A 25,970-nucleotide genomic window follows, 5' to 3' on the forward strand; every position below is an offset into this window, starting at 1 on the left:
GTTCCGGCCGGACGCCGGCCGCGTTCAGCGGTCGGCGTCGGTGAACCGGATGATCCCGCGGATATTGCGGCCCTCGAGCATATCCGCGACACCCTCGTTGATCTGGTCGAGCGAATACTCGCGGGTGATCATCTCGCCGAGCCCGAGATCGCCGAGCTTGTAGAGCGCGAGTACCTCCGGGATGAGCAATTGCGGGTTGCCGCCGCCGAACAGCGTCCCGCAGAGGCTCTTCTGCTGGAAGGTCATCGCGGACAGGTTCATCCGCGGATTGGTATCGGCGGCATCGCCGGTGGCGGCCAGGACGCAACTGCCCGCCTTGGCGGTGACCCGCATCCATTTCGCCAGATCGTTGCCATCACAGCGGCCCACCGCGACGATGACCGTCCGGCACATCTGACCGCCGGTGACCTCCTCGATTCCGCCGATCGCGCTGTCGATATCGGAATAGGTGTGGGTGGCGCCGAATTTCGCCGCCTGGGTGAGTTTGCTCTGCACCGGATCGACCGCGAAGATCCGCCGCGCGCCCGAGATGACCGCGGCCTGGACCGCGGCGGTGCCGACCGCGCCCGCCCCGATCACCGCGACATCCTCGCCGGGCCGCACGGTCGCGGTGTTGACCACCGCGCCGTACCCGGTGGTCACGCTGCAACTGGCCAGGCACGCGATATCGAAGGGGATCGACGGGTCGATCCTGACCACCGAACTCTTGTGCACCACCGCGTACGGGGCGAAGGCGCCGATGAGGGAGGTCGGATGGACGTTCTTGCCGCGGGCGCGGATCCGGAAGGTGCCGTCGGAGACCGCGCCGCGCGTGAGCAGGTCCTGACCCCGGTCGCAGAGATTGTGATGGCCCGATAGGCAGGATTGGCACAGGCCGCAGGCCGGGATGAAGGAGAACACCACATGGTCGCCCACGGCCAGCTGTTCCACTCCGGCGCCGACCTCGACGATCACCCCGGCGCCCTCGTGACCGCCGAGGATCGGGAACTCCGCGGTGGGGACGTCACCGCTGGCGAGACGTTGGTCGAACTGGCACAGCCCCGCCGTCTCCACCCGGACCTTGACCTCGCCCTGCTGCGGATCACCGATCTCGATCTCCTCGACCGACCACGGCTGCGCGTAATCCCAGATCAATGCACCCTTGGATTTCATCGGCGTCCCTTTGCTCTCGTCACGATGCCGCGGATCGGTACACGGCAGTACCCAGGTTGCCTGATAATGCCGTTCTCGGAAAGTGTTATATGGAATTTTCCTCGGCTTTCGTTGCTCGGCCCGGGTCCGGCGGATTCGCCGGACCCGGGCCGAGGAGCGCGGTAGGCGCCGATTCAGTACTGGGACGCGCCCAGATCGACGGAGATACTGCTCGCGGTGACGAACCGGGATTCGTCACCGGCCAGCCAGCACACGGCATCGGAGATATCCTCCGGCCCGGCGATTCCCTCCGGGAGCAGCGGAGTGTTCATATTGGCCAGCAGGCCGTTGGTCTCGGCGGCCCGGGTGAGCGCGCCGACCATATCGCCGGACCCCATCGGTGTGGCGACCGGTCCGGGCGCGACGCTGTTGACCCGGATCGAGTGCTTGCCGAGTTCGGCGGCCAGTGCCCGCGCCATCCCGGTGACCGCGTGCTTGCTGGCGGTGTAGTGGACCATGAACGGTTGCATCGCCACGCCCGAGGCCGAGCTGATCAGGATGATCGACCCGCCGCGGCCACCGTCGATGATGCGCTGCGCGCCCGCCGTCACCGTGTTCCAGGTGCCCGTGACATTGGTGTCGAGCACGGCCTGGAACGATTCGGGCGTGATCGCGTCCCACGGCTCGGGAATGCAGATTCCGGCATTGGCGACGATCACGTCGAGGCGGCCGAACACCTCGACACCGTTGTCGACGGCCGCGCGCAGCGCGGGCAGATCGCGGGTATCCGCGATCGACGCGATGATCTTGCGGCCGGTGCCCTCCACGAGGCGGACGGTTTCGTCCAGATCGTCCGGGGTCGCGGAATCGTAGGGGACCGCGGGCGGCAGCGGCCCGCACAGGTCGACGGCGATGATATCGGCGCCCTCCGTGGCGAGCCGGACCGCGTGCGCGCGCCCCTGACCACGCGCCGCGCCGGTCACGAATGCCACTTTGCCGGATAGTCGACCGCTCACTGAACCACTCCTGTCGTTTCGGATACGTCCGACCATTGTGGCCCGGGTTCGCCGCGGCGAGACCGGTGATCGGATCGGGCCGGGCCGGGCGGTTTCATCCGGAGAGCGCCTCCAGGGCGCGGCCGGCCAGTTCCGGCCGGCAGATCAGCAGATCCGGGAGGTAGGGGTCGGGCCGGTTGTAGCGCAGCGGCGAGCCGTCGAGGCGGGACACGTGCAGCCCGGCCGCCGCCGCGACCGCGACGGGCGCGCAGGAATCCCACTCGTACTGTCCGCCGGAGTGGGCGTAGATATCGGCGGCGCCTCGCACGACGGCCATCGCTTTCGCGCCCGCCGATCCCATGGGCACCGGGGTGGCCGACAGACGCGCCACCAGTTGACGCACTTCGAACGAGGGCCGGCTCCGCGAGAGTGCCACCCGGACCGTGCCCGGAGGCGGTGGCGGTGGCAGGATCGGCGGCCGTCCGGTGTGCAGGACGGTGCCCTCGGCGGGTAGCGCGACCGCACCTGCGACGGGTTCACCGTCCACCGCGAGCGCCACGTGCACCGCCCAATCCGATCGTCCCGGCTCGCCGTACTCCCGGGTCCCGTCGAGCGGGTCGACGATCCACACTCGCGATCGTCCGGTCCGCGCCGGATCGTCCGGTGATTCCTCGGAGAGCACGGAATCGTCCGGACGCTCCTCGGCCAAGCGCTCGAGCAGCAGCCGGTCGGATCGCTCATCGCCCACGCGGCCGCCCAGATCGCGGATGGAGAGCAGAAGTTCGCCGGCTTCTTTCGCCAGCGCGGCGGCGAGTGTGTGGTCGTCCATGGGATCCTTCCCGGCGAGTGATACCGACCGGATCCATATAACACGCCGTGCCCGGATGCCTGTGCCGCGGTTGCCGCCGGCGGGCGGCGGCAACCGGTGCGCGACGGCGCCGCGCCGTGATCCGCGGTGGATCATCGGCCGGGCTGCGGGCCGCCGGTCGGGCGGTCAGTAGGCGATGAACAGGATCTCGTCGCGGGTGTAATCGTGCCCGGGGTGGTTCTCCTTGAGGTGCTTCTGCACCACCTCGACGAGCTCGTCCTCGGTGCTGCCGGTGATGTGCTCGCCGCAGGGGCAGTTCAGGCGGGTCTTCATGGATGCATTCCTCTCTTCGCATGAGTCGGTCCGACTCAGCGTAGTGGTCCGCGCGCGCGGCGACGAGAGATCGGTCGTCGGTTGCCGGTCCGCCGGTCCGCTCGATCCGTGCGAAAGGTCCTAGCGGTGCAGGTGCACCGGCATGCGTTTGATGCCGTGGATGAAATCGCTGTGCACGTACTCCGGTTCACCGAGTACCACCTCCGGTACCCGGGTCAGCAGTTCCCGGAACAGCAGCCGCAGCTGCATACGCGCCAGCCACGCCCCGAGGCAGAAATGCGCGCCGCCGCCACCGAACCCGGAATGCGGATTGTGGGCGCGGGTGATGTCGAAGATATGCGGATCGTCGAGCGCGGTCTCGTCGCGGTTGGCCGAACAGTAGAACAGCACCAGCTTGTCGCCCGCGCGGATCCGCGTGCCCGCGACCTCGGTATCGGTGACCGCGTGCCGGGCGAAATGCATCACCGGCGTGGCCCAGCGGATGAACTCCTCGACCGCGCCGCCGATGCGGGCGTCGAAATCCTCGAGCAGCCATTCCCGCTGGGCCGGGTGGTCGGCGAGCGCCTTGAACGCATGGGAGGTGGTCTGCTTGGTCGTATCGTTGCCGGCCGAGGCCAGCAGGACCATGAACGCGCCGAGCTCCTCGTCGGTCAGCCCCTGTCCGTCGATCTCCGCGGCGACGACGGCCGACATGAGATCGTCGCGGGGCCGCGATCGCCGTTGCCGGGCGAGATCGGTTCCGGCGTGGTGCAGGATGCCGAACTGGGTCAGGAAGAACTCGGCGCGTTCCTCGAGTCCGGCGTATTCGTCGTCGCTCGATCCGAACATGGCCTCGGCCGCGTAGGCCACGGCGTCGCGTTGTTCCCCCTCGATTCCGATCATGTCGGAAATGGTGCGCATGGGCAGTGCGCGCGACACCTGGTCGACGAAATCCACTGGTTCGCCACCGCGTAGCGCCGCCAGGAAATCGTCCACGATCCCGGTGGCGTTCGCGCCGATCTGCGATTCGATCCGCCGCACCTGGCGTGGGGTGAAGGCGGAGCTGATCAGCTTCCGGTACCGGGTGTGCTGGGGCGGATCCATCATGAGAAAGAAGGTGGTGGGCCGCTGAACCTCGACCGGCATCGGATCCATGCTGATACCCAGCGTGGAGGTGAACAGTTCGGGGTGCCGGCTGATATGGGCGATATCGTGGTGGCGTGTCACGGCCCAGTAGCCGGGCTCGTCGTGGGGGAACAGTGCCGGGGGCGGAGCGTGCCAGGTGAGGCCGGGTTCGGCGCGCAACCGGGCGAACGTCTCATCGCGAGTGGGGAAATCCAGCGCCCAGAAGTCCGGTTCCGAGATATCGAGCCGGTGGTGGGGGCGAGGGGTGACCGGGGCGCTGTCGGTAGGGCTCATGAGCGGCTCCGAGCTCGGTGATCCAGGGTCGCGCGGGTGACGGGCCGGCCGCGCGCGTATGTGCAGGGGACAACGATAAAACGCCGCCCGCTCGCCGTCGGCGACTTCGGCGGAATCGAGACGGTCCCGAAACTCGCCCGCGGAATACCGGGTCTACCAGTACAAACGGCGAATGGCGGAATATTTCCGCAGAAATCTCTTCCGGCAGCGATCAATTCGGAGAACCGCCGTCGTCCTACTTGTCGAGCCCTATCTGTCGATCGTGAACCCCAGGACAACCGGATAGAGAGACAGCGATGCCGGATACACCATTCCCTTCGCCATCCACCGGCCGATCGCCGGTCGGCGTCGATACCTCCCGCGCCAGTATCGCGCGGGTCTACGACGCCGGCCTCGGCGGCAAGGACAATTTCGAGGTCGACCGGCTGGTGCTGGACGCGCTGCGTGAGATCGCGCCCGGCGTCTGTGCCATGTCGCACCGCAACCGCGCCTGGCTACGCCGCGTGATCCGCTATCTCGCCGGAATCGTCGGGGTGGAGCAGTTCCTCGACGCCGGGGCCGGTCTGCCCACCGTCGCGAATGCGAACACCCACGAGACAGCCCAGCTGGTGAACCCGTGGGCGCGCGTCGTGTACATGGACAACGATCCGATGGTCAGCGCGCACGGGCGGGTGCTCATGGAGACCAACGAGGACACCATCTACCTGCACGGCGATCTCACGGATCCGGTTCTGCTGGCGCCGGATTCGGAAGTGTGGCGCTATCTCGATCCCGGACGGCCGGTCGCGGTGATCCTGGGCGCGGTGCTGCACCATATCGAGGACGCGCAACGCCCGCGGGAGATCGTCGCGCGCTGCGCGCAGGCGTTGTGCCCCGGATCGTTCGTGGCGATCACGCATTTCTGGGATCCGGGGCCGGGGTCCGCGGATCACGAACTCGCCCGGGAGATGGAGCGGCGGTTCCTGGAGTGCGGTCTGGGAACCGGCTGGTTCCGCGGCCGGGAAGAGATCCACTCCTTCTTCGACGGTCTGGAACCGGTGGAGCCGGGGGTGGTGCCGGTCGATCAGTGGTGGCCCTCGGGTCCGGCGCGCTCGCCCGCGACACGGGAGGAGGGGCTGATTCTCGGCGGGGTCGCGCGTAAGCCCGAGATCCGATAACGCGTCGCGGGTTCGGCGGAGTTCGCCCCGCGGACGAACCGGCCCCGGATATCCATGCGGAAATAAGGTTCTCCCGTTCCGAGAACTGTCTTATACTTTTCGCTGGACCGGCCGCCCGCCGGGCGATACCCACGACGGGCGGCGTAGACCGTGCTGGAACTGGATAGGTGCCGTGAGCTCGTCGAACAAACCGTGGACAGTGGCGGACGCACCCGATCAGTCGGGCCGCACCGCAGTGGTGACCGGTTCGAACACCGGGATCGGATTGGAAGTGGCCCGTGGCCTGGCGCGCCGGGGGGCGACGGTCGTGCTGGCCTGCCGCAACGATGCCGCCGCCGCCGTGGCGAAGGCCGATATCGAGAATTCGGAACCGGGATCCGACGTCCGGACGGTCCATGTCGATATCGGTGATCTGAGCTCGGTCGCGGAATGCGCGCGCCGGCTGCGCGACGATCTGCCCGGGATCGATCTGCTGGTGAACAACGCCGGTGTGGTGGCCGGAACGCGGACACTGACCGTCGACGGGTTCGAAAGCGATTTCGGGATCAACTTCCTGGGCCATTTCGCGCTGAGCGCCCGGCTCGCGGATCTCATCACCGCGGCTCCGGCCGGCCGCATCGTCGGCGTGGGCAGTATGAGCCACGGGCGCCGGAGCGCGGCACTGGATTTCGACGATCTGCAATCCGAGCACAGCTTCGGCCGGCTGGTCACCTACTCGCGGTCGAAAACGGCGTCCATGACGTTCATGGTCGAACTGCAGCGCAGGCTGACCGCCGCGGGTTCGCGGGCGCTGTCGGTGGGCGCCCATCCCGGCGGGGTGCGGTCCACGATCCTGCGAGACGACAGTCTGCTGGTGCGGATCGCCTACAGCGGTGTCGTGATGACGCTGGCGCGCCTGGTCACCCAGACGCCCGAGGCCGGCGCCCGGTCGATCCTGCGCGCTGCGCTGGCCCCCGAAGTCCAGGGCGCCGCGTTCTACGGACCCGAGAAGCGATGGGGTCTGGTGGGTCCACCCGAATTGCTTCCCACCCCGCCGGGCGCGGCCGACCCCGAGGCGGGCCGGCGGCTGTGGGAGATCGCCGAAGAACTGACCGGGGTGACCTTCCCTCTCGGCGAGGCGTCGCCGCGCGCGGACGGGCCGTCCCGCGACCCGGCGGCGGCGCCCGCGGCCGAAGCCGCCGGCGAGGTGTCGTAGCCGGTCTCGGCGGTCACCGCGGCCGGCGCGGCCGGATCAGCCCCTCCTGCATGGTGGTCGCGCAGAGCCGGCCGGACCGGTCCAGCACCTCGCCGTGCGCCAGTCCCCGGCCACCGCCGGACCAGCGCCCGTACTGGTCGTGCAGGAACCATTCGTCCACCCGGATCGGCGCGTGGAACCAGATCGAATGGTTGATGGTGGCCACCTGCAGTTCGATATGTTCCAGCGCGTCACCGTGCGGGCCGGTGGTCGCGGAGAGCAGCAGCAGGTCGCTCAGGTACATCAGGCAGGCCGCCTGCTCCAGCCCGGCGTCGGGAACGGGCTGCCGGGTCCGTAACCAGACGCGCTGCCGGGGCGAGGAGACCTCGCCCCGCATGGCGTGGGCCCGGGCCGGCGGGTCGGGGAAACGGGCGTCGATCCCGAGCGCGTCCAGGAAGTGACTCGTCCACTGCAGCGCGGCCGGATGCCCGGCGAATACCTCCGCGATATCGGGTACGTCCTCGGGAGCGGGGGTATCCAGCGCCGCGACCTGGTGGGCGAGGCCCTCCTCCGGCCGGTGGAAGGACGCGAGCATCGTGAAGATCACCCGGTCGTTCTGGACCGCCTCCACCCGGCGGGTGGAGAACGAGCCGCCGTCGCGGACCGGTTCGACCAGGAAATCGGTGGGGACGGTGGTATCGCCCGGCAGCAGGAAATAGGTCTGCGCGGAATGGATGGGGCGGTCGGCGGGCGCGGTGAGGCCGGCGGCCAGGACTGCCTGGCCCGCGACCTCGCCGCCGTAGCTGCGCTGTGGCGGGCCCGCGTGGATACGGCCGCGGAACCGGAACTCCTCGAGGCGTTCGAGTCCGATCCGGTCGGCGATCGATTCCGCGGGTCGCACGGCTTCCAGCGTCATGGCCACCTCCAGTGGTGCGAAGTGCGGCCACCAGCCGCGGAGTTCGAGCAACCGTCGGGGTTCATTATGGTCGGCGGCACCCGCCGGGATTCCGGCGACCCCGGGCCCCCGCCGCGGCCGGTGCGGGCACCGGGTTCGCGGCGGGGCGGCGCTCACTTGGGCGCGAACCGCATTCCGGCGTCGAGCCGCAGGCACTGGCCGTTGAGCATGGCGTTGTCGACGATGGCGCAGGCGAGTTTGGCGTACTCCTCCGGCCGGCCCATCCGCTTGGGGAACGCGTTACCGGCGACCAGCGGGGTCACCATCTCCTCCGGCACCCCCGCCAGGATTCCGGTGTCGAACAGCGACGGTGCGATGGCCAGCACCCGTACCCCGACCGATCCCAGGTCGCGCGCCATGGTCAGCGCCATACCGGCGATCCCGGCTTTCGCCGCGGTGTAGGCGACCTGTCCGATCTGTCCTTCGAAGGCGGCGATGGAGGCGGTGTTGACGATGACGCCGCGTTCGCCGTCGGCGTTCGGCTCGCCCTTGCTCATATGCCAGGCCTGTAGCCGGTTGAGGTTGAAGGTGGCGATCAGGTTGAGGTTGATGATCTTGGTGAACGATTCCAGATCATGCGGTCCGTCCTTGGACAGCGTGCGCTTGGCGATACCGCCACCGGCCGTATTGACGGCGATATCCAGACCGCCCAATTCGGCCACCGCCTCGGCGAGTACGGCTTCCACGCCCGCGTGGTCGGTGACGTCGGCCTCGAAGAAGGAACCACCCAGATCGGCCGCGACCTTGGTGCCGTCGGCGGCCGTCCGGTCGACGATGGTGACCTTGGCGCCGCGCGCGGCGAGGGCCTCGGCGCTCGCGCGTCCCATTCCGGAGGCGCCGCCCACGACGATGGCGCGTGATCCCTGAATCTCCATGGTTTCCGTCCTTCTCGGTCTTGCCTGGCCCGGCGTCGCCGCCGGACATAACCCGGCCTACGTTATAGCGACCGGCCGGGCCCGGTCGCACCTTTTCACGGAAGCGTCGTTGATAGTGCCGGTCGGCACAACGGGTTGCGGATCACCGGGCAGTCTTTCGGCCCCGGGACGGATGCCACCGGGACGACGGCGCGGGCGCGGTCAGAGCGGGGTGAGTTCGAACACCGGGTGATGCGGAGCCTCGGCGACGAACCTCTCCACCGGGTCCCCGCGTCCGGCCCGGAAATAATCGCGGGTCGCCGAGGCGATCTCGAGGTACTGCCGCAGTACGGGGCCGGCCTCGTCCGCCGAGACCTCCCGGACGGCGTACTCGCGGCTGCTACGCCGCCGGCCGAGTGTCACGCGGCCGGCGTTACGGGCGTTGTGGACCCACCCCACTGCGCCGTACGGGGCGACCAGCCATTGCCGTCCGTCGTGTTCCACGAGCAGCACGGGATTTCGCCGGGGCCGCCCGGTCCGCCGTCCGCGAGTGGTCAGCAGATAGGAGTACGGGATCACGCCGGCTCGGGTGAGCGCTGTCATCACCGTGTTCTCCAGGCGGGACCACCGCCCGGGCCGGTACCGCCGGGCGGGTTCGGATGCTGCGGGGTCAGGCATGCGGGTCACCGTCGAGCACGGGCGTCAGGTTACCCGAACGACAGTCGTGGCCGGGCTGGTCCGGACCGCCGCGCTACGGGCGAGATGCGCGGCCGCCTCCCGGTGGCCCGGGCGGGCAGGATTCATCTCGCCGTTCCGGTGTCCATGGCGGCCGGGAACGACACTGTTGTCGTCGAAACCCATGAAACGGATGTATAGAATGCGTTACATTGTTTCAATGGATGCCCGAGAGGCCGGGGAGCAGCAGATGAACGATTCACGCCGATATGTCGTCATCGGGGGTGGTCTGGCCGGGCTCGCCGCCGCGGTGTGGCTGGCGGAGGCCGGGAAACAGGTGACCGTGCTGGAACGGCGCGCCCGGCTGGGCGGGCGTACCCAGGCGATGCGCGTTCCGGAGGTCGGCGATGTTCCCGACAACGGCCAGCACGTCGTGGCCAGCGGATACCGCAGCCTCTTCCGGTACCTGGAGAGTGTGGGGACCCGTGAGCACGTGGAGTTCCCCGGCGGGGGCACGCTGCGGTGGCCGGGCGGGCGCGCGGTGCCGTTGTACACCAGGGGGATCGGTGCCCTGCGGACCTTGCTCGGCGCCCATCCCGACGCCGGACTGCTCGACCGGCTGCGCGCATTGCGTGCCACCGCGCGACTCGGCCGCGAGGCGTTGTTCCAGCCCGCCGACCTGCCCGATCTCACCACCGAGCAGTGGTTCCGGCGGGTCGGGATGCCGGCGAAAGCGCGCGAGGCGCTGTGGGATTGGCTGGCGCTCGGTATCGCCGCCGAACCGGTCGACCGTGAATCCGCCAAGATCTTCGCCGATGTGCTGGCCACCGGTATCCGGATCGGCCTGCGTGACCGGGTGGGTGTGACCATCGGGTACCCGACCGTGGATCTGGACACGCTCTACATCACCGGTGCGGAAAGGGTTTTCGAGAAGTACGGGGTACAGGTGCGTTTCCGCACGGTGGCCCGCCGGATCGTCGTCACCGAGGGTGCGGTGACCGGGGTGGTGCTGGACGACGGAACCGAGATCCCGGCCGACGCCGTCGTGTGCGCGGTGCCCAACACCGGTATCCACGGCCTGCTCGACGATCTCCCCGAACACGCCGAAATCTATGCCGCAGCAGACAAACTGCACGTGACCCCCATCGTCAGCACCAACCTCTACCTGGACCGCCCGCTGGGCACCGAATCGGCGATGGAGGCCCTGATCGGCGGGACCGGCGTCATCGACGAGGTCTTCGACCGGCAGCGGATGCACGGCCGCGACCCGGACGGCGCGTGGTTGTACTGCCTCACCACCAGTGGCGCCTACGAGCAGATCCACAAGAGCAACGACGAGATCATCGAGGAGCAGGTGGCGCTCATCCGCCGCTACTACCCGGAGGCCGCCGACGCGCAGGTGGTGCACGCGCATGTGGTGAAAATGCCCAAGGCCACCTTCTCTCAGGTATTGGGCACCGACGGGTTGCGCCCCGATCAGCGGACCTCGGTGCCGACCCTGATGCTCGCCGGAGACTGGACCCGCACCGACTGGTCGGCCACGATGGAAAGCGCGGCGCAGAGCGCCGAGCGGGCGGTGGCCGCCCTCCTCGCGCACGCCGCCGCCGGTGAGCAGGGATGACGTCGCGAGGCCCGGTCTATACTCCGGCCATATGGTCCGCACCTATGACGAAGTCGACGAACGGATCCTCGACGCGACGTTGGCCCGGATCCTGCAGGTCGGCATCCGGCGAAGCAGCCTGGACGATATCGCGCGCCGCTGCGGGATCAACCGGGTGACGATCTACCGCCGGTTCTCGGGCAAGGACAATCTCATCGAGGCCGCGCTGTCCCGCGAGATCGGCCGGGTTCTCGCGGAGGCCTCGGCGATCGCGGCCACCACCTCCGGTGTCGACGCCCGGATCGAGGAGACGGTGTTGTTCGTCCTGCGGCTCACCCGGACGCATCCACTGGTGACGCAGTTGCTGGCGGTCGCGCCGGAGGAGGCGCTGGGGTTCTACACCGTACGCGGCCGGGAGATGGTCTCCCAGGGCATCGAATACATCGCGGGCGTTCTGCGGGCCGCCCAGGACCAGGGGCTGCTCGCCCGTTACGACCCGCGCCCGGTGGCCGAACTGGTTGCCCGGATGGCGCATTCGCTGATGCTCACGCCGGTCGCCGGGGTGGATTTCGACGACGAGGCGGCGGCGCGGGCGTTCGTGCGTGGCACGATCGTCCCGCTCATGAAATACGGCATCGGTAAGGAGTTGCAGCCGTGGTGAATATCAACCGGACCATGCGGGTGTCCGACAGTGTGGTCGTGGAGATCGATCCGGATACCGCCTACGACGCGGTGACCGATGTGACGCAGATGGGCCGGTGGAGCCCGGAGAACACCGGTGCCGCGGTGGCCGAACCCGGTGCGCCGGTCTATCCCGGGATGACATTCGTCGGGGACAACCGCCGGGGCCCGATGCGGTGGCAAACCGAATGTACGGTGACCGAGGCGACGCGACCGAGCCTGTTCCGGTTCGCGGTGCGGCGCTGGGGTATGGGGAAAGTGCTGCTGCCGGTGGCCGTGGCGACCTGGGAGTACGAATTCGAGCCCGTGGCCGGGGGAACCCGGATCACCGAGACCTGGTACGACGACCGCACCACGTGGCCGGATACGCCTTCGCTGTGGTTCGACCGGATCGCCACCGGAAAGCGGGGTTTCGCCGAATTCCAGAAGGGCAATATCCGGCGCACTCTCGATCGGCTCAAGGCCGAGCTCGAAGCGGCGCGCTGACGCGCCGGAACGTCTCCCACCTGCGCTGGACAGGTGTCCATATCACATTCTCGAACTCGGCGAACACCGCGCTGAACTGGTGTGATAGGGGGTCTTCGCGATCGTGCGGCGTACTTGGGCAATCGACCGATAGGTTCTTGACACCGGCTGTGACACGTATCTACTTTTGAGCCCGCCCGCGAATCGTTCGCGGGCACTCCGCTTGTCGGCTACCCGGCCGCTGCGTCCGGGGCGAGGCAGCGGCGGCGCACCCGTGCGGAGTCGTGTGCACGGCTGCTCGGAGGTCGCTCTTGTCCGCAATTTCACGGCGCACTTTTCTGGGGGGTGCCGCGGCGGCGGCCGGGATCACGCTGACCGGCGCGGCGTCCGCCTCGGCGGACAGCAGTGTGCGGACCCCGCGCCGGCGGACTCCGGTGGTGCGTGAGGAACACCGGGTGATCGTGGTGGGCTCGGGATTCGGCGGTGGGATCGCGGCCCTGCGGCTGGCGCAGGCCGGTGTACCGGTACTGCTGCTCGAACGGGGAAAGCGCTGGGCCACCGGACCGAACGCGAACACCTTCGGCAATCCGCTCGACCCCGACAAGCGGCTGCTGTGGTACGGGTCCGCGCCCCAGGTTCTCGGCCGGCCGGTGTCGCTCGAGCCCTATACGGGTCTGCTCGACGCGGTGGTAGGCGAGAACATGACCGCGTTGTGCGCGGCCGGTCTGGGCGGTGGTTCGCTGCTCTATCAAGGGATGTCACTGCAGCCGTCGGAAGCGGTGTTCGACACACACTTCCCGCAGGAACTGGACTGGCGGCTGATGGACCGCGTCCACTACCCGCGTGTCGCGTCGATGCTGCGACTGGCGGTGGCGCCGGATGAACTGATCGCGCATCCGCACTACAAGGCGGCGCGGGTCTTCGCCCGCAACGCCGAGGCCGCCGGGTTGCCGGTGTCGAAGATCCCGATGCCGATCGACTGGAACTACGCGCTGGCCGAAACCCGCGGCGAGATGAAGGCCTCCTACTCCAACGGTGCGGGGGCTTTCGGTGTGAACAACGGCGGTAAGCACTCCGTGGATGTCACCTATGTGGCCGAAGCCGAGGCGACCGGGCTGGTCGATGTCCAGGTGATGCACAACGTGACCGATATCGAACGGGGTCCGGACGGGCGCTGGATCGCCCATGTCGACCGGACCGACGAATCCGCGCGGATTCTGGAGCAGAAGATCCTCACGGCCAACGCGCTGATCATGGCGGCCGGAAGCCTCGGCACCACCCGGCTGCTCATGCGGGCCGCCGGTAAGGGATTGGTCCCGGATCTCCCCGACGAGCTGGGGTCCGGCTGGGGAACCAACGCCGACCGGATCTATACCTGGACAAACCTGGCCGAGGATTTCGGGCCGGAACAGGGCGGCCCCGTCGTCTACGGCAGCCTCAACTGGAACGACCCCGCGACCGCGCATACCGTCATCCAGGCCTCTATTCCGCCGCTCGGTATGGACGCCCGCACCACGATGCTGGTGGGCTACGGCGTCAGCGAGGCGCGTGGCCGTTTCGTCTACGATTCCGCGGCCGAGACCGCCCGGCTGTCGTGGCCCGCGGACGGCGACGCGGCCATCCAGTACGGCCATATCGAGAAGACGGTGCACAAGGTGGCGGGCGCGGCATCGGTGGTGGGCGATACCAACCGGGCCTTCCCCTCCACCTGGCATCCGCTCGGCGGCGCGTGTATGGGCTCGGTCTGCGATCTCGACGGCCGGGTGCTCGGTCAGCGCGGTCTCTATGTTCTCGACGGAGCGCTGCTGCCCGGTAACGCCGCCGCCTGTAACCCGTCGATGACCATCGCGGCGGTGGCCGAACGGGCCCTGGACAACCTCGTGGTCCGGGACGTCGGCGCGGTGATCTGACGGACGGGCGGCACCGCCGGGAACCGGGCGCGAGGATCACCGTATCCCCGCGCCCGGTTTAGAACGTGTTCTAATCTGGAGGTCTCCGGGCCACGGTCCGGGATACGCCCCGAGCCGCCGACCGAAGTGAGAACCGTGCCTGTTGCCCTGACCGCCGACCAGGCGGCGCTGGCCGAAACCGTCGCCGGATTCGCCGCCCGCCACGCGGGTCGCGAATACACGCGCACCTACGCCGAGGACCTGAAACAGGGCGTGCCGCCCAGCTTCTGGCCGGATCTGGTGGCGCTCGGCCTGCCCGGGATCCACCTGCCCGACGAGGTCGGGGGACAGGGCGGCACGCTCGACGATCTCGCCGTGGTGCTGGCCGAATCGGGGCGCGCGCTGCTCCCGGGTCCTTTGCTGCCCACCGTGGCCGCCGGCGCCGCGCTCGCATCGGCGGCGGGTGCCGAGGCCGTCGATGCCGTACTGCGGCGCCTCGCCGCGGGAACCACGGCCGCGGTGATCCTGCCCGAGCAGGGGATCGCCGGAGCCGGCGACGCCACGAATCCGGCGCTGACCGGCTCGGCCGATATCGTCCTCGGCGCGGCCGCGGCGGAACTCTTCCTCGTGGCCGCCACCGTCGACGCGCGAACCCGGTGGTTCGTCGTCGACCGCGCGGCCGCGGGGGTGGAGGTGGAGGTCCGGGACGGCGCCGACCTAGGGCGCGATATCGGCGCCGTCCGGTTCCGGGAGGTACCCGGCGCGGTGCCGGTCGACCTCGACGCCGACCGGGTGTCGGCCCTGGTGGTGGCGCTGGCCGCGGTGGAAGCCGCGGGGGTGATCCGCTGGTGTTCGGATACCGCCACCGAATACGTGAAGTCGCGCCGGCAGTTCGGCCGGCCGATCGGCGCGTTCCAGGCAGTCCAGCACCGTACGGCGCAGCTGCTGATCACCAGTGAACTCGCCACGGCGGCGGCATGGGACGCGGTGCGCGGGCTCGACGACGAGCCGCGGCAGCGTATCCACGCGGTCGCGGGGGCCGCGCTCACCACCCTGGGCAACGCCGTGCACGCGGCCGTGGAATGCCTGGCCCTGCACGGCGCCATCGGCTTCACCTGGGAACACGATCTGCATCTCTACTGGCGCCGGGCCATCTCCCTGGCCGGGCTCGCCGGGCCCGTGGGCACCTGGGAACAGCGCCTCGGCGAAGCCGCCCTGTCCGGCCCGCGGAACTTCGCCGTCCCGCTGCCCGAAGACGATCCCGCCTTCCGCGAATGGGTTTCGGAGGTGCTGGATCGAGCGGGTGAACTGGATAATCCGAATTCCTCGACCATCGGCGACCACGATTCGGTGAACACCGGCCCACGCCGGACCCTGCTGGCCGACAGCGGCCTGGTCTCACCGCCGATGGCCCGGCCCCACGGTATCGAGGCGGGTCCGCTGGAACAGCTGATCCTGCAGGACGAATACGACCGGCACGGGATCTCGGCCCCCTCCATGGGGATCGGGCAGTGGGTGGTGCCGATCGTGCTCCAGCGCGGCACCCCCGACCAGCTGGCGCGGCTGGCGGCGCCGGCGCTGCGCGGCGAGGAGATCTGGTGCCAGCTGTTCAGTGAACCGGAGGCCGGATCCGATGTGGCGTCGCTGAGTCTGCGCGCCACGCGGGTCGACGGCGGCTGGGAACTGAACGGGCAGAAGATCTGGACCACGCTCGCGCATCGCTCCGACTGGGGGCTGCTGCTCGCCCGCACCGACCCGGACGCGCAACGGCATCGCGGGCTGACGATGTTCCTGGTCGATATGCACGGCGCCGGAGTGCAGGTCCGCCCCATCACCCAGGCCAGCGGTGACGCCGAATTCAACGAGGTCTTCTTCGACAACGCCTTCGTCCCCGATTCGATGGTCCTGGGCGAACCGGGCCAGGGCTGGGCGCTGACCCTGGAAACCCTGGCCCAGGAACGGCTGTTCATCGGCGGCGTCCGGGACCCCGGCCACAACGCGCGCCTGCGCGGCATCATCGACCGGGACGAGTACGCGGGAACCCGCGAGGACGCGGTGCGCGCTCTCGGCCGGATCAGCGCCCGCGGTGCGGCCATCTCGGCGATGAATCTGCGCGAGACGATCCGGCGGCTCGACGGCCATCCGGTGGGTCCGGCGACGAGTATCGCGAAGGCGGCCGCCTCGATGCTGCACACCGACGCCGCCGCGGCCGCGCTCGATCTCCTCGGCCCGGCGGCGGCGCTGGGGGAGGCGGTCTCCGAGCCGGTGCACCACGAACTCGATATTCCCACCTGGGTGATCGGCGGCGGGACGCTGGAAATACAGCTCAACACGATCGCGGCGCTGGTTCTCGGGCTGCCGCGGAAATAGGGCGCGTGAGGCCCGGCCCGGGTCGTTCCGGTGCCGGGCCCGTGGCCCATCCCACACCCGGGCCATAACTGATGGCACCTGCCATCTGTTAACGTCGGACCTGTGACCGAGCGACTTCCCGCGATCCTGCGCGCCGACCTGCGGCTGCCCGTTATCGCCGCCCCCATGTTCATCGTGTCCGGCCCCGAACTGGTCCTGGCCCAGGCGAAAGCGGGCGTCATCGGCTCCTTTCCGGCCCTGAACGCCCGTACCCCCGACCGGCTGCGGGAATGGCTGACCAGGATCAGCGCGGAACTGGGCGCCGCGCCGGATGCCGCGCCCTACGCGGTCAACCTGATCGTGCACAAGACCAACGGGCGGTTGCTCGAAGATCTCGCGATCCTGGAGGAGTTCCGGGTGCCCATCGTCATCACCTCGCTCGGCGCGCGTCCCGATGTGAACGAGCGGATCCACGCCTACGGCGGAGTGGTCCTGCACGATGTCATCAGCGATACCTTCGCGCGTAAGGCGGTCGACAAGGGAGCGGACGGGCTGATCGCCGTCGCGGCGGGCGCCGGCGGTCACGGCGGAGTCGTCTCACCGTTCGCGCTGGTGCGCGAGATCCGCCGGTGGTTCGACGGGCCGCTGGCCCTCTCGGGCGCGATCGCCCACGGCGACAGCGTGCTGGCGGCGCTGGCCGCGGGCGCGGATTTCGCCTACATCGGGTCGATGTTCATCGCCACCGACGAGGCCGACGCGGCACCCGAATACAAGAAGATGATCGTCACCGGAACGGCGGGCGATATCGTCTACACCGACTTCTTCACCGGCGTGCGCGGTAACTATCTGCGCCCCAGTATCACTGCCGCCGGCCTGGATCCCGACAACCTCGGGGCGGCGGGCGGCGATACCGGCTCGCTGGAATTCCTGAGCTCCGACGAGCCGAAGGCCTGGCGCGATATCTGGGGTGCCGGGCACGGGATCGGCACAGTGGACGAGATCCGGCCGACCGCGGCCGTCGTCGAACGCCTCGCCGCCGAATACGACCGGGCCCGGACCCGCCTCGCCGCCCTGCGCTGAGTCCACTCCGCTCGGCCCGCATCGGGTGCGGCGGCCGTGATCGGCACAGGCGTCAGGCCCGCGCGGGCCGGTAGTTCAGGTGCACCACACCGTTGTCGTAGACATCGGTGCCCGCCAGCGTGAGAGTGGTGGGACCGCTGCCCTCGGCGAACAGTTTCTCGCCTTTGCCGAGGGCCGTCGGATAGACGAACAGGTGCAGATCGTCCACCAGGCCGTCGGCCAGCAGCGCCCGCACCAGGGTGCCGCTGCCGCTGATATAGATCGTGCCGTCGATCCGGTCCTTCAGGGCCCGGATCGCCGCGGCGTCGTAGGCGCCGAGCCGGACGCTGTTGGCCCATTCGACTCCCGGTTCCCGCGCGCCGACCACGTATTTGACGGTGTCGTTGAAGAACGGCGCGCCCGGGTCGTCCTCGACGGTCCGCGTGGACCAGGCCGGTGCGAACATCTCGAAGGTGCTCCGGCCGAGGAGGATGGCCTGCGCCGAACCGGTGATTCCGGCCAGGGTTTCGCCCATCTGCGGGTCGAAGCCGAATTCGAAGGTCCACGACGGATCCTCGTAGACGCCGTCCAGAGAGATGAATTCGTGTACTGCGATGGTGCCCATCCGGTGTCCTTTCGGGGCCCGTGTTCCGGGCCGGAGGTGTGCGCGGCGGCCGAGTGATCGGCGCCGGGTGTTCGGTCTCGTAGCAGTAGACGTGGGCCCGCGCGGTTTCTCATCGGTGCCGAGGCCGGCGGCACCGGGTCATTCTCACCAGCGGGAGGGAGACGGGTGGGCCGGTAATGGAATTCTGTTATGCAGGTGTCGGTATCGGGCGAGGAAGGTGGACCATGGCCCCCAAGGAGGACTGGACGCTGCATCGTCCGCGTAACGCTCCGATCCTGAATCCCTACATCGCGTATACCGAGGGGGTACTCAAGGCTCTGGAGGACGGGCTCGGGGACAAGACCGCGCAGACACTCACCCCCGCCGAACTGGTGAAGAAGGGCAAGGATCGCCCGGGGACCAGCGAGCTGGAAGAGAAGTACAAGCTCAAAGAGGACCAGGTCGAGCGATACCAGGACGACTGGTACGCCCTCGACGACCAGGTCGGCTTCCTCGCCGCACGGGCCGCCGACGACTCGAATATGGTCACCGGCGAGTTCGAGGAACTCCGTGATTCCGTTATCGAGATCACCGGAAGTGTCCCCGACGATCCCACGCCGTCCCGGCAGATCGACGCGGTCAACGCCATCGACAAGGCCGTCGGCGACGCCGTGGACAAGGTGTGGGTGGCCTATGCCGCGCTGGAGGGCAAATCCCAGGAGGTGCCCGCGCAGTGGTCCGGTGGGGGCGGCGGTGGATCGGGGGGCGGATCACCCTATTTCCCCGGTCTGACCGATACCGGAAGCGCCTACAGCAACGATTCGGCCGAGCCCATCGGCGAAGGCGAGAAGGCCACTGTCCAGAGTATGTACGAGTACCTCATCGAGAAGTACGACCTCACTCCGGAGCAGGCCGCCGGGATCCTCGGCAACCTGCAGGTCGAATCCGGATTCGATACCGGCGCCTACAACCCGAACGAGGGCGCCATCGGACTGGCCCAGTGGCTGGGCGGACGGCGGGAGAACCTCGAGGCGTTCACGTCGGGTCTCCCGGGTGGGGTGACCAAGTGGGAGAACCAGATCGATTTCATGATGCACGAACTGAGCACCAGCGAATCGGGGGCCTACAACCGGCTCAAGGCCACCTCGTCGGCCGGGGAGGCGGCGGCGGTGTTCGATCAGTACTACGAACGCAGCTCCGGTGAGGCCCGAGGCAAGCGCGTGGCCAATGCCGAGGCGATCGCCGCGTCGATGGTGGCGGTATGACCCGATAGTGAATCGGTAGCGGTGCCGCCGACGAGGAGGTCGCCGCCGCCGGGCACCGATGTGGCGCAGGCGATTCGCGTGTGCGTAGAGTAAGCGAAGGTCGCGTTAACACCGCGAAGCCCCGGGGAAATGAGTATGGGACACGACGCCGCATCGGGCGTCGTGCACGAACGCGAGGAAACAGGACGTCCTGATGGGTCACCCGCACCAGCCCAATCCGTATCAGCACCAGCCCGGCGGGCCCGTGCCGCCGCCCGGCGGCCCGTATCCGGGTCCGCAGGGGCCTTATCCGGGACAGCCGCCGCAGTACGGGCAACAGCCCTATCCGCCGGGGCAGCAGCCGCAGTTCGGCGGGCCGGGTGGATACGGGCGCCCCGGCGGCTACGGGGGGCCGCCGCCGAGGTCCGGGGGTAACGGCGGCAAGATCGCGTTGATCGTCGGCGGTGTCGCGGTCGTGCTGATCGCGGTGGGTGTCGGGGCGTTCTTCCTGTTCGGCGGAGACGGCGGCGGTGTCGTCGGCGGCGGGTACGACGATCCCCGCGATGTCGCGCAGGCATGGGTGGATCAGGAGGGTGACCCCGAAGATCTGGTCTGCGCCGCCGATATGGACGAGATCAGCAAATACGAGCAGGAGAATCCGACCAAACCCACCGGTGTTCCCGATTCCGATCTGCCGGCGTCGACGACGACCCTGAAGAGCGTCGATGTGCCCGACGGTAGCGATTCGGGGAGCTTCACCATGGAGATCGCGGTCGAGGTGATGGGGACCGAGAGCACCACGACCATGACCTACGACCTGGTGAACGAGGACGGCTGGAAGGTATGCGGAATTCTCGATCCCGAGATCGAGATGGATGATTCCGGCTTCGGGCTGGGCGGGCCGTAACGGACGCGGCTCAGTGGGCGCGGAGCACCTCGGCGATCCGGGCCAGTCCCGCCGCCGAGGTCATCTGCCAGTGTGTGGTCGGCACCGCGTGGTCGCGGACCCGGCCGTCCACCAGGGTGCCCCACTGCCGGATCCCGGCCTCGGAGTCGCTACCGATTGCCCGGAAGTAGCTGACATCGCCCCGGTAACGCGGCGCGGAATAGGCGTCGCGCAATCGGATCGAATGTGCGGCCGCGTCGAGCAATCTGCCGAACCGATCGGCTCCGCACGAGGCCAATGGTTCCGGTAATCGTGCCAGCAGATCCGCTGCCGCCGCCGGATCGAAGTCCGCGGTGGTGCCGAGATCGCCGGGCCGGTCCCCGAGTAGACCACCGAGCAGGTCGGAGATCGGAATCGGTCCGGTGGGGGCGGCCTCATCGGCGAGGTAGCTGTCCATCACTCCCAGGAAGGTGATGTCATGTCCCGCGGTTTGTAACTGCACCCCGATCTCGTGTGCCAGTACGCCGCCGAACGACCAGCCGAGCAGCCGGTAGGGTCCGCTCGGCTGGACCGAGCGGATCAGGCCCACATAGAGGGATGCCCACTCCTCGATGGAACGGGGGAGTGCCGTGCCCGCCGTGAGGGCGGGCGATTGCAGCCCGTAGAGGGGGCGGTTCGGTCCGAGGTGGCCGGCCAGGCCCGCGAACGACCACGCGATTCCGGTGATGGGATGGATGCAGAACAGCGGCGTTCCGGAGCAGGCGGTGCGCAGCGGCAGCAACATATCGAACGCGCTGCGGTCCACCGCCGGCGTCCGGTGCCGGGTAAGGGCGCCGGCCGGGCCCCGGGTCGCGAGCAGATCGTCGAGGCGGCGCGCCAGGCCGGCCACGGTCGGAGATTCGGCGACGGTCCGAGCCGGTAGGTCGAGGGCCAGGGCGGAACCGAGCCGGATCGCCAGCTGTTCGGCCAGTAACGAATTGCCGCCGAGATCGAAGAAGTTCTCGTCCAGGCCGATGGCGACGGTCCGGTTCATCGGGGCGGAGGTGAGGCAGGCGCCCGGTGTTCGATAGGTCGGATCGCGGCGCAGCAGGACAGCGGCGAAACTGTCGGCCACCAGTCGTTCGCTCGAGGTGGCGGGCATCCGGAACCGGCGCGGGCAGGAGGCGGGCCGGATTGCTGTCATCGTGGCCGTCAATGCACTACCAACTCTCTGCCTGGACCGATCCGCACCGGCGCTGAAACGGGGGCTCTCGCCGACCGAAACACAACCGAATGTGCGGGTGGGACACTAGCGGACAAATGTCCCGTCCGGGGTTCCTGGATGCGGAATTCATCCGTGCAGACCTGGCCTGTTACCGATTGTTTGCGGCCTTCTGGAACGCGAATATTTAGCAAAAGTCCAGATAATCGGCCTGGACCACTGACCCATGCCTCATTACTAATGAGTTGTAGATCTCATTTTTAATAGCTCGCTATGGTTAACGTTTTCGGTATTCGCCGCTCGGATCGCCGGGCTCCACCGGCTCTCGTGCCATGAACGTGGCGGGCTCGGCGTCCGTGCTCCCGGAGGTCGGCGGATAAGGGCGGCCGGATTCGGCGGTGCATCCGGGTTGTCGGCGGTCGCGGCGGGTTCGCGGGATATTTGCCGACCGGTTGCTGTTCGGATGCGTGTACGGGTGCGTGCTGCGGCGCACCCCGCAGCGCCGCAGCCGTTGCACCCGTACACGCCGAAGCCCCTCCGGGCGGAGCGGCCCGGAATGGGGAGGCGGTGGGCGCCGGTGGTCCGGCGGCAACACGCAGGGGCGCAGAGCTCGTGCCGCTACGTGCGGTACGCGGCAGGTGTGACCGGCCGCGCGCCGGGGCTCCGTGCTCGCGAAAGAGCGGCGGCGACGCGGGTATGCGTCCGCCACCGTTCGACGACAGACTCTACGGGCCGGAGGTGGTCGCGCCGAGGGGCCGAAGCGACAGAATGCGATCTGTTTGCGACATGTTGTCGCGCACCGGCCCCGTTCCGGATCGGCTCCGGTACCCGCCCGGGTATCCCTACACTGTCCGCATGTCCGCTCGACGGCTGTTCGCCGTGATCGCTGTCCTTTTCGCCGTCGCCCTGGGTGGCTCCGCCTGTACCGTGACCGGTCCCGGCGCGCGCAGTGAATGCGAGGTCAGCGGTTGCACGGTGACATTCGACCGGGGCGTGGACGCCGAGATCAGCGTGCTCGGCGTGGATGTCCGGCTCACCGGGGTGCAGGGTGATCTCGTGACCTTGACCGTGGCCGGCCAGGAGGTCACGGTGCCCCGGGGCGAGACCGGGTCGGCCCAAGGCCTGGACCTCACGGTGCAGGAGGTCACCGAGGACCGGGTGGTGGTCCGTCTCTCCACCGGGCTCTGATCACCCCGCGCCGGGAGTTTCCGGCCAGCGGGGTTCGGCCCGGCCGTATCCCGCGGCCGGGTACGGATAGTCCGGGAACTCCGCCAGTGCCGGTGCGGCCGTGACCACTCGGTCGTGGGTGACCGTACAGCCGGGATCCGGTACGGCGGGGGCGGGATGGCCCGGGGTGCGCCCGCGCTCGGACAGCAGCCAGGTCGCGGTCCGGGCGAGTGCGGCCCGGACGTCGCGGCCCCGCCCGTCGCTCGTGCGGGCCGCGAGTGCGTCGACGATTCCGGCGGCGAGCAGGTATCCGGAGGCATGATCGAGCGCCTGGGCGGGCAGGGCGCCGGGGACCGATGATGCCCCTTCGATCACCGCGATCCCGGTGGCCGCCTGGACGATACTGTCGAATCCCCGCCGTCCGGCCCAGGGGCCGGTGAATCCCCAGGCGCTCACCCGGGCATGCACCAGGCCCGGTCGCCCGGTCAGTCCCAGCCGCTCGAGCGCCCCCGGCCGATAGCCGGTGACCAGGACATCGGCGGTGTCCAGCAGACTCTCCCACTGCGAGGTCGCGCTGCGCAGATCCAGCAGTGCGGATTTCTTGCCCTGGCAGGTATCGGTGTACTGCCACGGAATCTCGGGAAGATGCGGGGGATCGATACGCAGTACCTCGGCGCCCAGGAGCGCCAGCGCGCGGGTGGCGACGGGGCCCGCGATCACCCGGGTCAGATCGAGTACCCGGACCCCCTGGAGCGGCTGGTAGGGCGTGCCCGATATCGGCAACGTGTAGCGCCTGCGGTCGGAGCGTTCCACCACCGCCACCAACGGCCCGGCGGCGGCCGACCCGGCCTGGGGACAGGCCCGCCACTGGGTTTCGTCGCGCACCCGGACCGCGACCGCCCCGCGGGCCGCCGCCAGTTCCTCGAGGTCGGCGGCGCGGATCATCGCCATCTGCGCCTCGGCCTGTTCCACGGGGGCGTCGGCGGGCAGTTCGAGCGCCGCGAGCAAACTCGCCCGGTGGTGCGGATAGTTGGCGTGCGTGCGCACCCAGCCGTCGAAGGTCGGGAAGAAGCCGGAGAGGTCGGCGAAGGCGTCGATCGGCGCCCCGTCCATCCGTAGCAGGCGGTCGCTGGTGAACGACGCCGCGATCCGCCCCGGATCGAGCCGGTGCCGGATCGCGGCGGTATCGGTGACCTGCCGATACCGGTCGGTCGCCGCGATGAACGCCTGGACCGAGCCGGCGGCCAGGCCCCATACCGGCAAGGTGGCGGCCAGCAGGTTTCCGGGGTCGGGCCACTCCACCGGTGGCGATTCCTCGACACCGATACCGTCCTCGTAATCACGAACCAGCCGTGCGCCCACGTCCACGGCACCGAGCGTACTGGGCGCAACGGCCGGCGATCACCGAGTTACCGGTTGGCGCAGCGATTTTCATCACACTGTCACCAGGGCCGGGAAGCCGGTCAGGCGGCGCGGGCGGTGATCCGTCCGGGTCCGTGCCGGGTCCGCCACCACAGGCCGGCCCAGGAGACGAGCACACACGCCGCCACGAGTATGCGCACCTGAACGAGCATGCTCTCGGGATAGATCACGCCGGTCAGGTAGTGGTCGATGAAACCTTCCGGTGGCAGGCCCGCGACCCCGGCGCGTTCCCGGGCCCAGTTCTCGGCGTAGGTGAGCGGGCAGTCGTAGCCGACCAGAACCGTACCGAATCCCCATGCCGCGGCCAGGCCGTGCAGCCAGATGGTGCGAGGGAATCGCCACGCAAGGAAGCCTCCCACCACCACATAGCCGATGAACAGCAGATGCACGGCGGCGGTCAGATCGGCGAGCAGCCGGTACCACACCCTTCCAGGGTATGTCCTCGCCGCTCGCCCGGCATCCGAATTACCACGGCGACGGACGGTAATCCTTCAGGAAGCAGCCGTACAGATCCTCGCCCGCCTCGCCGCGGACCACGGGGTCGTAGACGCGGGCCGCGCCGTCCACCAGGTCCAGCGGGGCATGGAACCCCTCGTCGGCGAGCCGGATCTTGGTGTAATGCGGGCGCTCGTCGGTGATCCAGCCGGTGTCGACGGCGGTCATCAGGATTCCGTCGGCCTCGAACATCTCGGCCGAGCTGGTCCGGGTCAGCATATTGAGGGCGGCCTTGGCCATATTGGTATGCGGATGGCCCGGCCCTTTGTAGCCGCGGGAGAACTGCCCTTCCATGGCCGACACATTGACCACGTACTTGCGCCGGGCCGCGGCCGCGGCCAGGGCCGGACGGAGCCGGGAGACCAGGATGAACGGCGCCACCGAGTTGCACAGCTGGACTTCCAGGAGCTCGGTGGGATCGACCTCGCCCACGGTGTGCACCCAGCTGTTGGTGTGAGCGAGATCGGGCACCAGGCCCCCGGCGTCGATGGCGATTCCGCGGGCGATCCGGTCGGGTGTGGCCGAACCCGCCACCAGCGCCAATTCCGCGACCTCCGCGCCGGTCAGGGCCGGTGTCAGCGAGGCGGTGAGCGCGGTCGGATGGGCCTGGGTGGTCTGGCCGAAAGTCACCGTCTCGGGGAGCTCCCCGGCCGGTAGCGGGCCGGATTCGGCGGTGACCAGCGCGCTGTAGGACCCGGGGGAGCGGCGTACGGTCTGGGCCGCGTTGTTGATCAGGATATCGAGCGGGCCCCGGGCCGAGACATCATCGGTCAGCGCCACGACCTGGGCGGGGTCGCGCAGATCGATTCCGACTATGCGCAACCGGTGCAGCCACTCGGCGCTGTCGGGTTGCGCGGCGAAACGCCGGATCGCATCGTTGGGGAAGCGGGTGGTGATGGTGGTGTGCGCGCCGTCGCGCAGCAATCGCAACGCGATGTACATGCCGATCTTGGCGCGGCCGCCGGTCAGCAGGGCCCGCCGGCCGGAGAGATCCGTGCGGGCATCGCGGCGGTGGTGGCTCATCGCGGCGCATTCCGGGCACAGCTGGTGATAGAACGCGTCGACGCGGGTGTACTTCTCCTTGCAGATATAGCACCCGCGTGGCCGCAGCAGGGTGCCCGCGCTGGAACCGCGGGTGGCCGAGCTGATGGGAATCCCCGCTGTCTCGTCATCGATGCGGTTCGGCGATCCGGTGGCGGTCGCGGCGACCACCGCGCGATCGGCGGCCGATTTGGCCTGGCGCGCGGCGAGCCGGCGCTGCCGTTTGAGCTCCTTGAACATCCGGCCCACCGCGCGCTGCACGGTCACCGAATCCGGGTCGCCGGGGTCCAGCCGTCCCGCCTCGTCGAGGACACGCAGACAGGTGGCGAGGTCGTGGGGGTCGATGCTGGAGTCGGCCATCGGTAGCGGGAAATTCCTTCGTGAGCT

At 69.0% G+C, this 25,970-nt stretch carries 24 protein-coding genes; 11 read left to right on the plus strand and 13 right to left on the minus strand.

All coding sequences use genetic code 11. The annotated features are described in order from the left end of the window. Positions 1–24: 24 nt before the first annotated feature. The 5 genes from ACZ6SF_RS06120 to ACZ6SF_RS06140 all read right to left on the minus strand — a co-directional run bounded on the left by ACZ6SF_RS06120 (position 25) and on the right by ACZ6SF_RS06140 (position 4,665). Positions 25–1,152, minus strand: a complete 1,128-nt coding sequence (locus tag ACZ6SF_RS06120; RefSeq protein WP_466060876.1) for an NDMA-dependent alcohol dehydrogenase — start codon at positions 1,150–1,152, stop codon at positions 25–27. Positions 1,153–1,325: 173 nt separating this feature from the next. Then, on the minus strand, positions 1,326–2,147 hold the full coding sequence (locus ACZ6SF_RS06125; protein ID WP_466060877.1) for a mycofactocin-coupled SDR family oxidoreductase: 822 nt from the start codon (positions 2,145–2,147) through the stop codon (positions 1,326–1,328). Between the two features lie 94 nt (positions 2,148–2,241). Further along, positions 2,242–2,955 carry a 3'(2'),5'-bisphosphate nucleotidase CysQ gene (locus tag ACZ6SF_RS06130; RefSeq protein WP_466060878.1) on the minus strand — a complete coding sequence of 238 codons (714 nt, stop codon included), beginning with the start codon at positions 2,953–2,955 and terminating at the stop codon, positions 2,242–2,244. A 165-nt stretch (positions 2,956–3,120) separates the two neighbouring features. Continuing rightward, positions 3,121–3,267 (minus strand): DUF1059 domain-containing protein, encoded by a 147-nt coding sequence (locus ACZ6SF_RS06135; protein ID WP_357421078.1) that lies wholly within the window; start codon positions 3,265–3,267, stop codon positions 3,121–3,123. 120 nt (positions 3,268–3,387) lie between these two features. Beyond that, on the minus strand, positions 3,388–4,665 hold the full coding sequence (locus ACZ6SF_RS06140; protein WP_466060879.1) for a cytochrome P450: 1,278 nt from the start codon (positions 4,663–4,665) through the stop codon (positions 3,388–3,390). 296 nt (positions 4,666–4,961) lie between these two features. Between ACZ6SF_RS06140 and ACZ6SF_RS06145 the strand changes: the two genes are divergently transcribed. Together ACZ6SF_RS06145 and ACZ6SF_RS06150 are read left to right on the plus strand one after the other, a co-directional pair. Then, a complete protein-coding gene (locus ACZ6SF_RS06145; protein ID WP_466060880.1) occupies positions 4,962–5,822 on the plus strand; it encodes an SAM-dependent methyltransferase in 861 nt (286 codons plus the stop codon). Between the two features lie 172 nt (positions 5,823–5,994). Beyond that, on the plus strand, positions 5,995–7,017 hold the full coding sequence (locus ACZ6SF_RS06150; protein WP_466060881.1) for an oxidoreductase: 1,023 nt from the start codon (positions 5,995–5,997) through the stop codon (positions 7,015–7,017). A 13-nt stretch (positions 7,018–7,030) separates the two neighbouring features. Here ACZ6SF_RS06150 and ACZ6SF_RS06155 read toward each other — a convergent pair whose 3' ends face one another. The 3 genes from ACZ6SF_RS06155 to ACZ6SF_RS06165 all read right to left on the minus strand — a co-directional run bounded on the left by ACZ6SF_RS06155 (position 7,031) and on the right by ACZ6SF_RS06165 (position 9,483). Continuing rightward, the gene (locus ACZ6SF_RS06155; protein ID WP_466060882.1) at positions 7,031–7,912 is read right to left on the minus strand and encodes an acyl-CoA thioesterase; all 882 of its coding nucleotides are present in this window, start codon (positions 7,910–7,912) and stop codon (positions 7,031–7,033) included. A gap of 152 nt (positions 7,913–8,064) precedes the next feature. Beyond that, the gene (locus ACZ6SF_RS06160; RefSeq protein ID WP_466060883.1) at positions 8,065–8,826 is read right to left on the minus strand and encodes an SDR family NAD(P)-dependent oxidoreductase; all 762 of its coding nucleotides are present in this window, start codon (positions 8,824–8,826) and stop codon (positions 8,065–8,067) included. 201 nt (positions 8,827–9,027) lie between these two features. Then, the gene (locus ACZ6SF_RS06165) at positions 9,028–9,483 is read right to left on the minus strand and encodes a nitroreductase family deazaflavin-dependent oxidoreductase (protein ID WP_466060884.1); all 456 of its coding nucleotides are present in this window, start codon (positions 9,481–9,483) and stop codon (positions 9,028–9,030) included. 217 nt (positions 9,484–9,700) lie between these two features. On the opposite strand from ACZ6SF_RS06165, the gene hpnE reads away from it, so the two are divergent. The 6 genes from hpnE (at position 9,701) to ACZ6SF_RS06195 (ending at position 17,544) form a co-directional block, all read left to right on the plus strand. After that, the gene (hpnE, locus tag ACZ6SF_RS06170; protein ID WP_466060885.1) at positions 9,701–11,101 is read left to right on the plus strand and encodes a hydroxysqualene dehydroxylase HpnE; all 1,401 of its coding nucleotides are present in this window, start codon (positions 9,701–9,703) and stop codon (positions 11,099–11,101) included. 31 nt (positions 11,102–11,132) lie between these two features. Then, on the plus strand, positions 11,133–11,741 hold the full coding sequence (locus ACZ6SF_RS06175; RefSeq protein WP_466060886.1) for a TetR/AcrR family transcriptional regulator: 609 nt from the start codon (positions 11,133–11,135) through the stop codon (positions 11,739–11,741). Further along, positions 11,735–12,247: an SRPBCC family protein gene (locus tag ACZ6SF_RS06180; protein WP_466060887.1), complete on the plus strand. Its 513-nt coding sequence runs from the start codon at positions 11,735–11,737 to the stop codon at positions 12,245–12,247. Before ACZ6SF_RS06175 ends, ACZ6SF_RS06180 begins: the two co-directional genes overlap by 7 nt. Before the next feature lie 290 nt (positions 12,248–12,537). After that, positions 12,538–14,136: a GMC oxidoreductase gene (locus ACZ6SF_RS06185; RefSeq protein WP_466060888.1), complete on the plus strand. Its 1,599-nt coding sequence runs from the start codon at positions 12,538–12,540 to the stop codon at positions 14,134–14,136. Positions 14,137–14,271: 135 nt separating this feature from the next. Then, positions 14,272–16,485 carry an acyl-CoA dehydrogenase gene (locus ACZ6SF_RS06190; RefSeq protein WP_466060889.1) on the plus strand — a complete coding sequence of 738 codons (2,214 nt, stop codon included), beginning with the start codon at positions 14,272–14,274 and terminating at the stop codon, positions 16,483–16,485. Between the two features lie 165 nt (positions 16,486–16,650). Continuing rightward, positions 16,651–17,544: an NAD(P)H-dependent flavin oxidoreductase gene (locus tag ACZ6SF_RS06195; RefSeq protein WP_466061357.1), complete on the plus strand. Its 894-nt coding sequence runs from the start codon at positions 16,651–16,653 to the stop codon at positions 17,542–17,544. 52 nt (positions 17,545–17,596) lie between these two features. Here ACZ6SF_RS06195 and ACZ6SF_RS06200 read toward each other — a convergent pair whose 3' ends face one another. Then, positions 17,597–18,148: a dihydrofolate reductase family protein gene (locus ACZ6SF_RS06200; RefSeq protein ID WP_466060890.1), complete on the minus strand. Its 552-nt coding sequence runs from the start codon at positions 18,146–18,148 to the stop codon at positions 17,597–17,599. Between the two features lie 224 nt (positions 18,149–18,372). Between ACZ6SF_RS06200 and ACZ6SF_RS06205 the strand changes: the two genes are divergently transcribed. Continuing rightward, positions 18,373–19,392, plus strand: coding sequence for a phage tail tip lysozyme (locus ACZ6SF_RS06205; RefSeq protein ID WP_466060891.1), 1,020 nt, complete (start codon positions 18,373–18,375; stop codon positions 19,390–19,392). Positions 19,393–19,585: 193 nt separating this feature from the next. After that, positions 19,586–20,278 (plus strand): hypothetical protein, encoded by a 693-nt coding sequence (locus ACZ6SF_RS06210; RefSeq protein WP_466060892.1) that lies wholly within the window; start codon positions 19,586–19,588, stop codon positions 20,276–20,278. Positions 20,279–20,288: 10 nt separating this feature from the next. Here ACZ6SF_RS06210 and ACZ6SF_RS06215 read toward each other — a convergent pair whose 3' ends face one another. Next, positions 20,289–21,440 (minus strand): thioesterase domain-containing protein, encoded by a 1,152-nt coding sequence (locus ACZ6SF_RS06215; protein WP_466060893.1) that lies wholly within the window; start codon positions 21,438–21,440, stop codon positions 20,289–20,291. 873 nt (positions 21,441–22,313) lie between these two features. Here ACZ6SF_RS06215 and ACZ6SF_RS06220 point away from each other — a divergent pair. Next, the gene (locus tag ACZ6SF_RS06220) at positions 22,314–22,646 is read left to right on the plus strand and encodes a hypothetical protein (protein WP_466060894.1); all 333 of its coding nucleotides are present in this window, start codon (positions 22,314–22,316) and stop codon (positions 22,644–22,646) included. Here the strand turns inward: ACZ6SF_RS06220 and ACZ6SF_RS06225 are convergent, their stop codons facing one another. From ACZ6SF_RS06225 to ACZ6SF_RS06235, 3 genes are all read right to left on the minus strand, one after another. Further along, positions 22,647–23,993, minus strand: a complete 1,347-nt coding sequence (locus tag ACZ6SF_RS06225; RefSeq protein WP_466060895.1) for a CoA transferase — start codon at positions 23,991–23,993, stop codon at positions 22,647–22,649. It abuts the gene before it with no gap. A 95-nt stretch (positions 23,994–24,088) separates the two neighbouring features. Beyond that, positions 24,089–24,472, minus strand: a complete 384-nt coding sequence (locus tag ACZ6SF_RS06230) for a DUF2784 domain-containing protein (RefSeq protein WP_466060896.1) — start codon at positions 24,470–24,472, stop codon at positions 24,089–24,091. A 40-nt stretch (positions 24,473–24,512) separates the two neighbouring features. Then, entirely contained in the window at positions 24,513–25,943 is a 1,431-nt protein-coding gene (locus tag ACZ6SF_RS06235; RefSeq protein WP_466060897.1) for an SDR family NAD(P)-dependent oxidoreductase, read from the minus strand. Positions 25,944–25,970 lie beyond the last annotated feature (27 nt).

The sequence above is a fragment of the Nocardia sp. NPDC049935 genome, assembly GCF_055586645.1.

Excerpts from the sequence above, each read along its gene's own strand:
- ACZ6SF_RS06120 (WP_466060876.1), bottom strand. The coding sequence starts at position 1,152 with ATGAAATCCAAGGGTGCATTGATCTGGGATTACGCGCAGCCGTGGTCG.
- ACZ6SF_RS06130 (WP_466060878.1), bottom strand. The coding sequence starts at position 2,955 with ATGGACGACCACACACTCGCCGCCGCGCTGGCGAAAGAAGCCGGCGAA.
- ACZ6SF_RS06135 (WP_357421078.1), bottom strand. The coding sequence starts at position 3,267 with ATGAAGACCCGCCTGAACTGCCCCTGCGGCGAGCACATCACCGGCAGC.
- ACZ6SF_RS06140 (WP_466060879.1), bottom strand. The coding sequence starts at position 4,665 with ATGAGCCCTACCGACAGCGCCCCGGTCACCCCTCGCCCCCACCACCGG.
- ACZ6SF_RS06145 (WP_466060880.1), top strand. The coding sequence starts at position 4,962 with ATGCCGGATACACCATTCCCTTCGCCATCCACCGGCCGATCGCCGGTC.
- ACZ6SF_RS06155 (WP_466060882.1), bottom strand. The coding sequence starts at position 7,912 with ATGACGCTGGAAGCCGTGCGACCCGCGGAATCGATCGCCGACCGGATC.
- ACZ6SF_RS06160 (WP_466060883.1), bottom strand. The coding sequence starts at position 8,826 with ATGGAGATTCAGGGATCACGCGCCATCGTCGTGGGCGGCGCCTCCGGA.
- ACZ6SF_RS06165 (WP_466060884.1), bottom strand. The coding sequence starts at position 9,483 with ATGCCTGACCCCGCAGCATCCGAACCCGCCCGGCGGTACCGGCCCGGG.
- hpnE (WP_466060885.1), top strand. The coding sequence starts at position 9,701 with ATGGATGCCCGAGAGGCCGGGGAGCAGCAGATGAACGATTCACGCCGA.
- ACZ6SF_RS06175 (WP_466060886.1), top strand. The coding sequence starts at position 11,133 with ATGGTCCGCACCTATGACGAAGTCGACGAACGGATCCTCGACGCGACG.
- ACZ6SF_RS06195 (WP_466061357.1), top strand. The coding sequence starts at position 16,651 with ATGTTCATCGTGTCCGGCCCCGAACTGGTCCTGGCCCAGGCGAAAGCG.
- ACZ6SF_RS06200 (WP_466060890.1), bottom strand. The coding sequence starts at position 18,148 with ATGGGCACCATCGCAGTACACGAATTCATCTCTCTGGACGGCGTCTAC.
- ACZ6SF_RS06205 (WP_466060891.1), top strand. The coding sequence starts at position 18,373 with ATGGCCCCCAAGGAGGACTGGACGCTGCATCGTCCGCGTAACGCTCCG.
- ACZ6SF_RS06210 (WP_466060892.1), top strand. The coding sequence starts at position 19,586 with ATGGGTCACCCGCACCAGCCCAATCCGTATCAGCACCAGCCCGGCGGG.
- ACZ6SF_RS06215 (WP_466060893.1), bottom strand. The coding sequence starts at position 21,440 with ATGACAGCAATCCGGCCCGCCTCCTGCCCGCGCCGGTTCCGGATGCCC.
- ACZ6SF_RS06220 (WP_466060894.1), top strand. The coding sequence starts at position 22,314 with ATGTCCGCTCGACGGCTGTTCGCCGTGATCGCTGTCCTTTTCGCCGTC.
- ACZ6SF_RS06235 (WP_466060897.1), bottom strand. The coding sequence starts at position 25,943 with ATGGCCGACTCCAGCATCGACCCCCACGACCTCGCCACCTGTCTGCGT.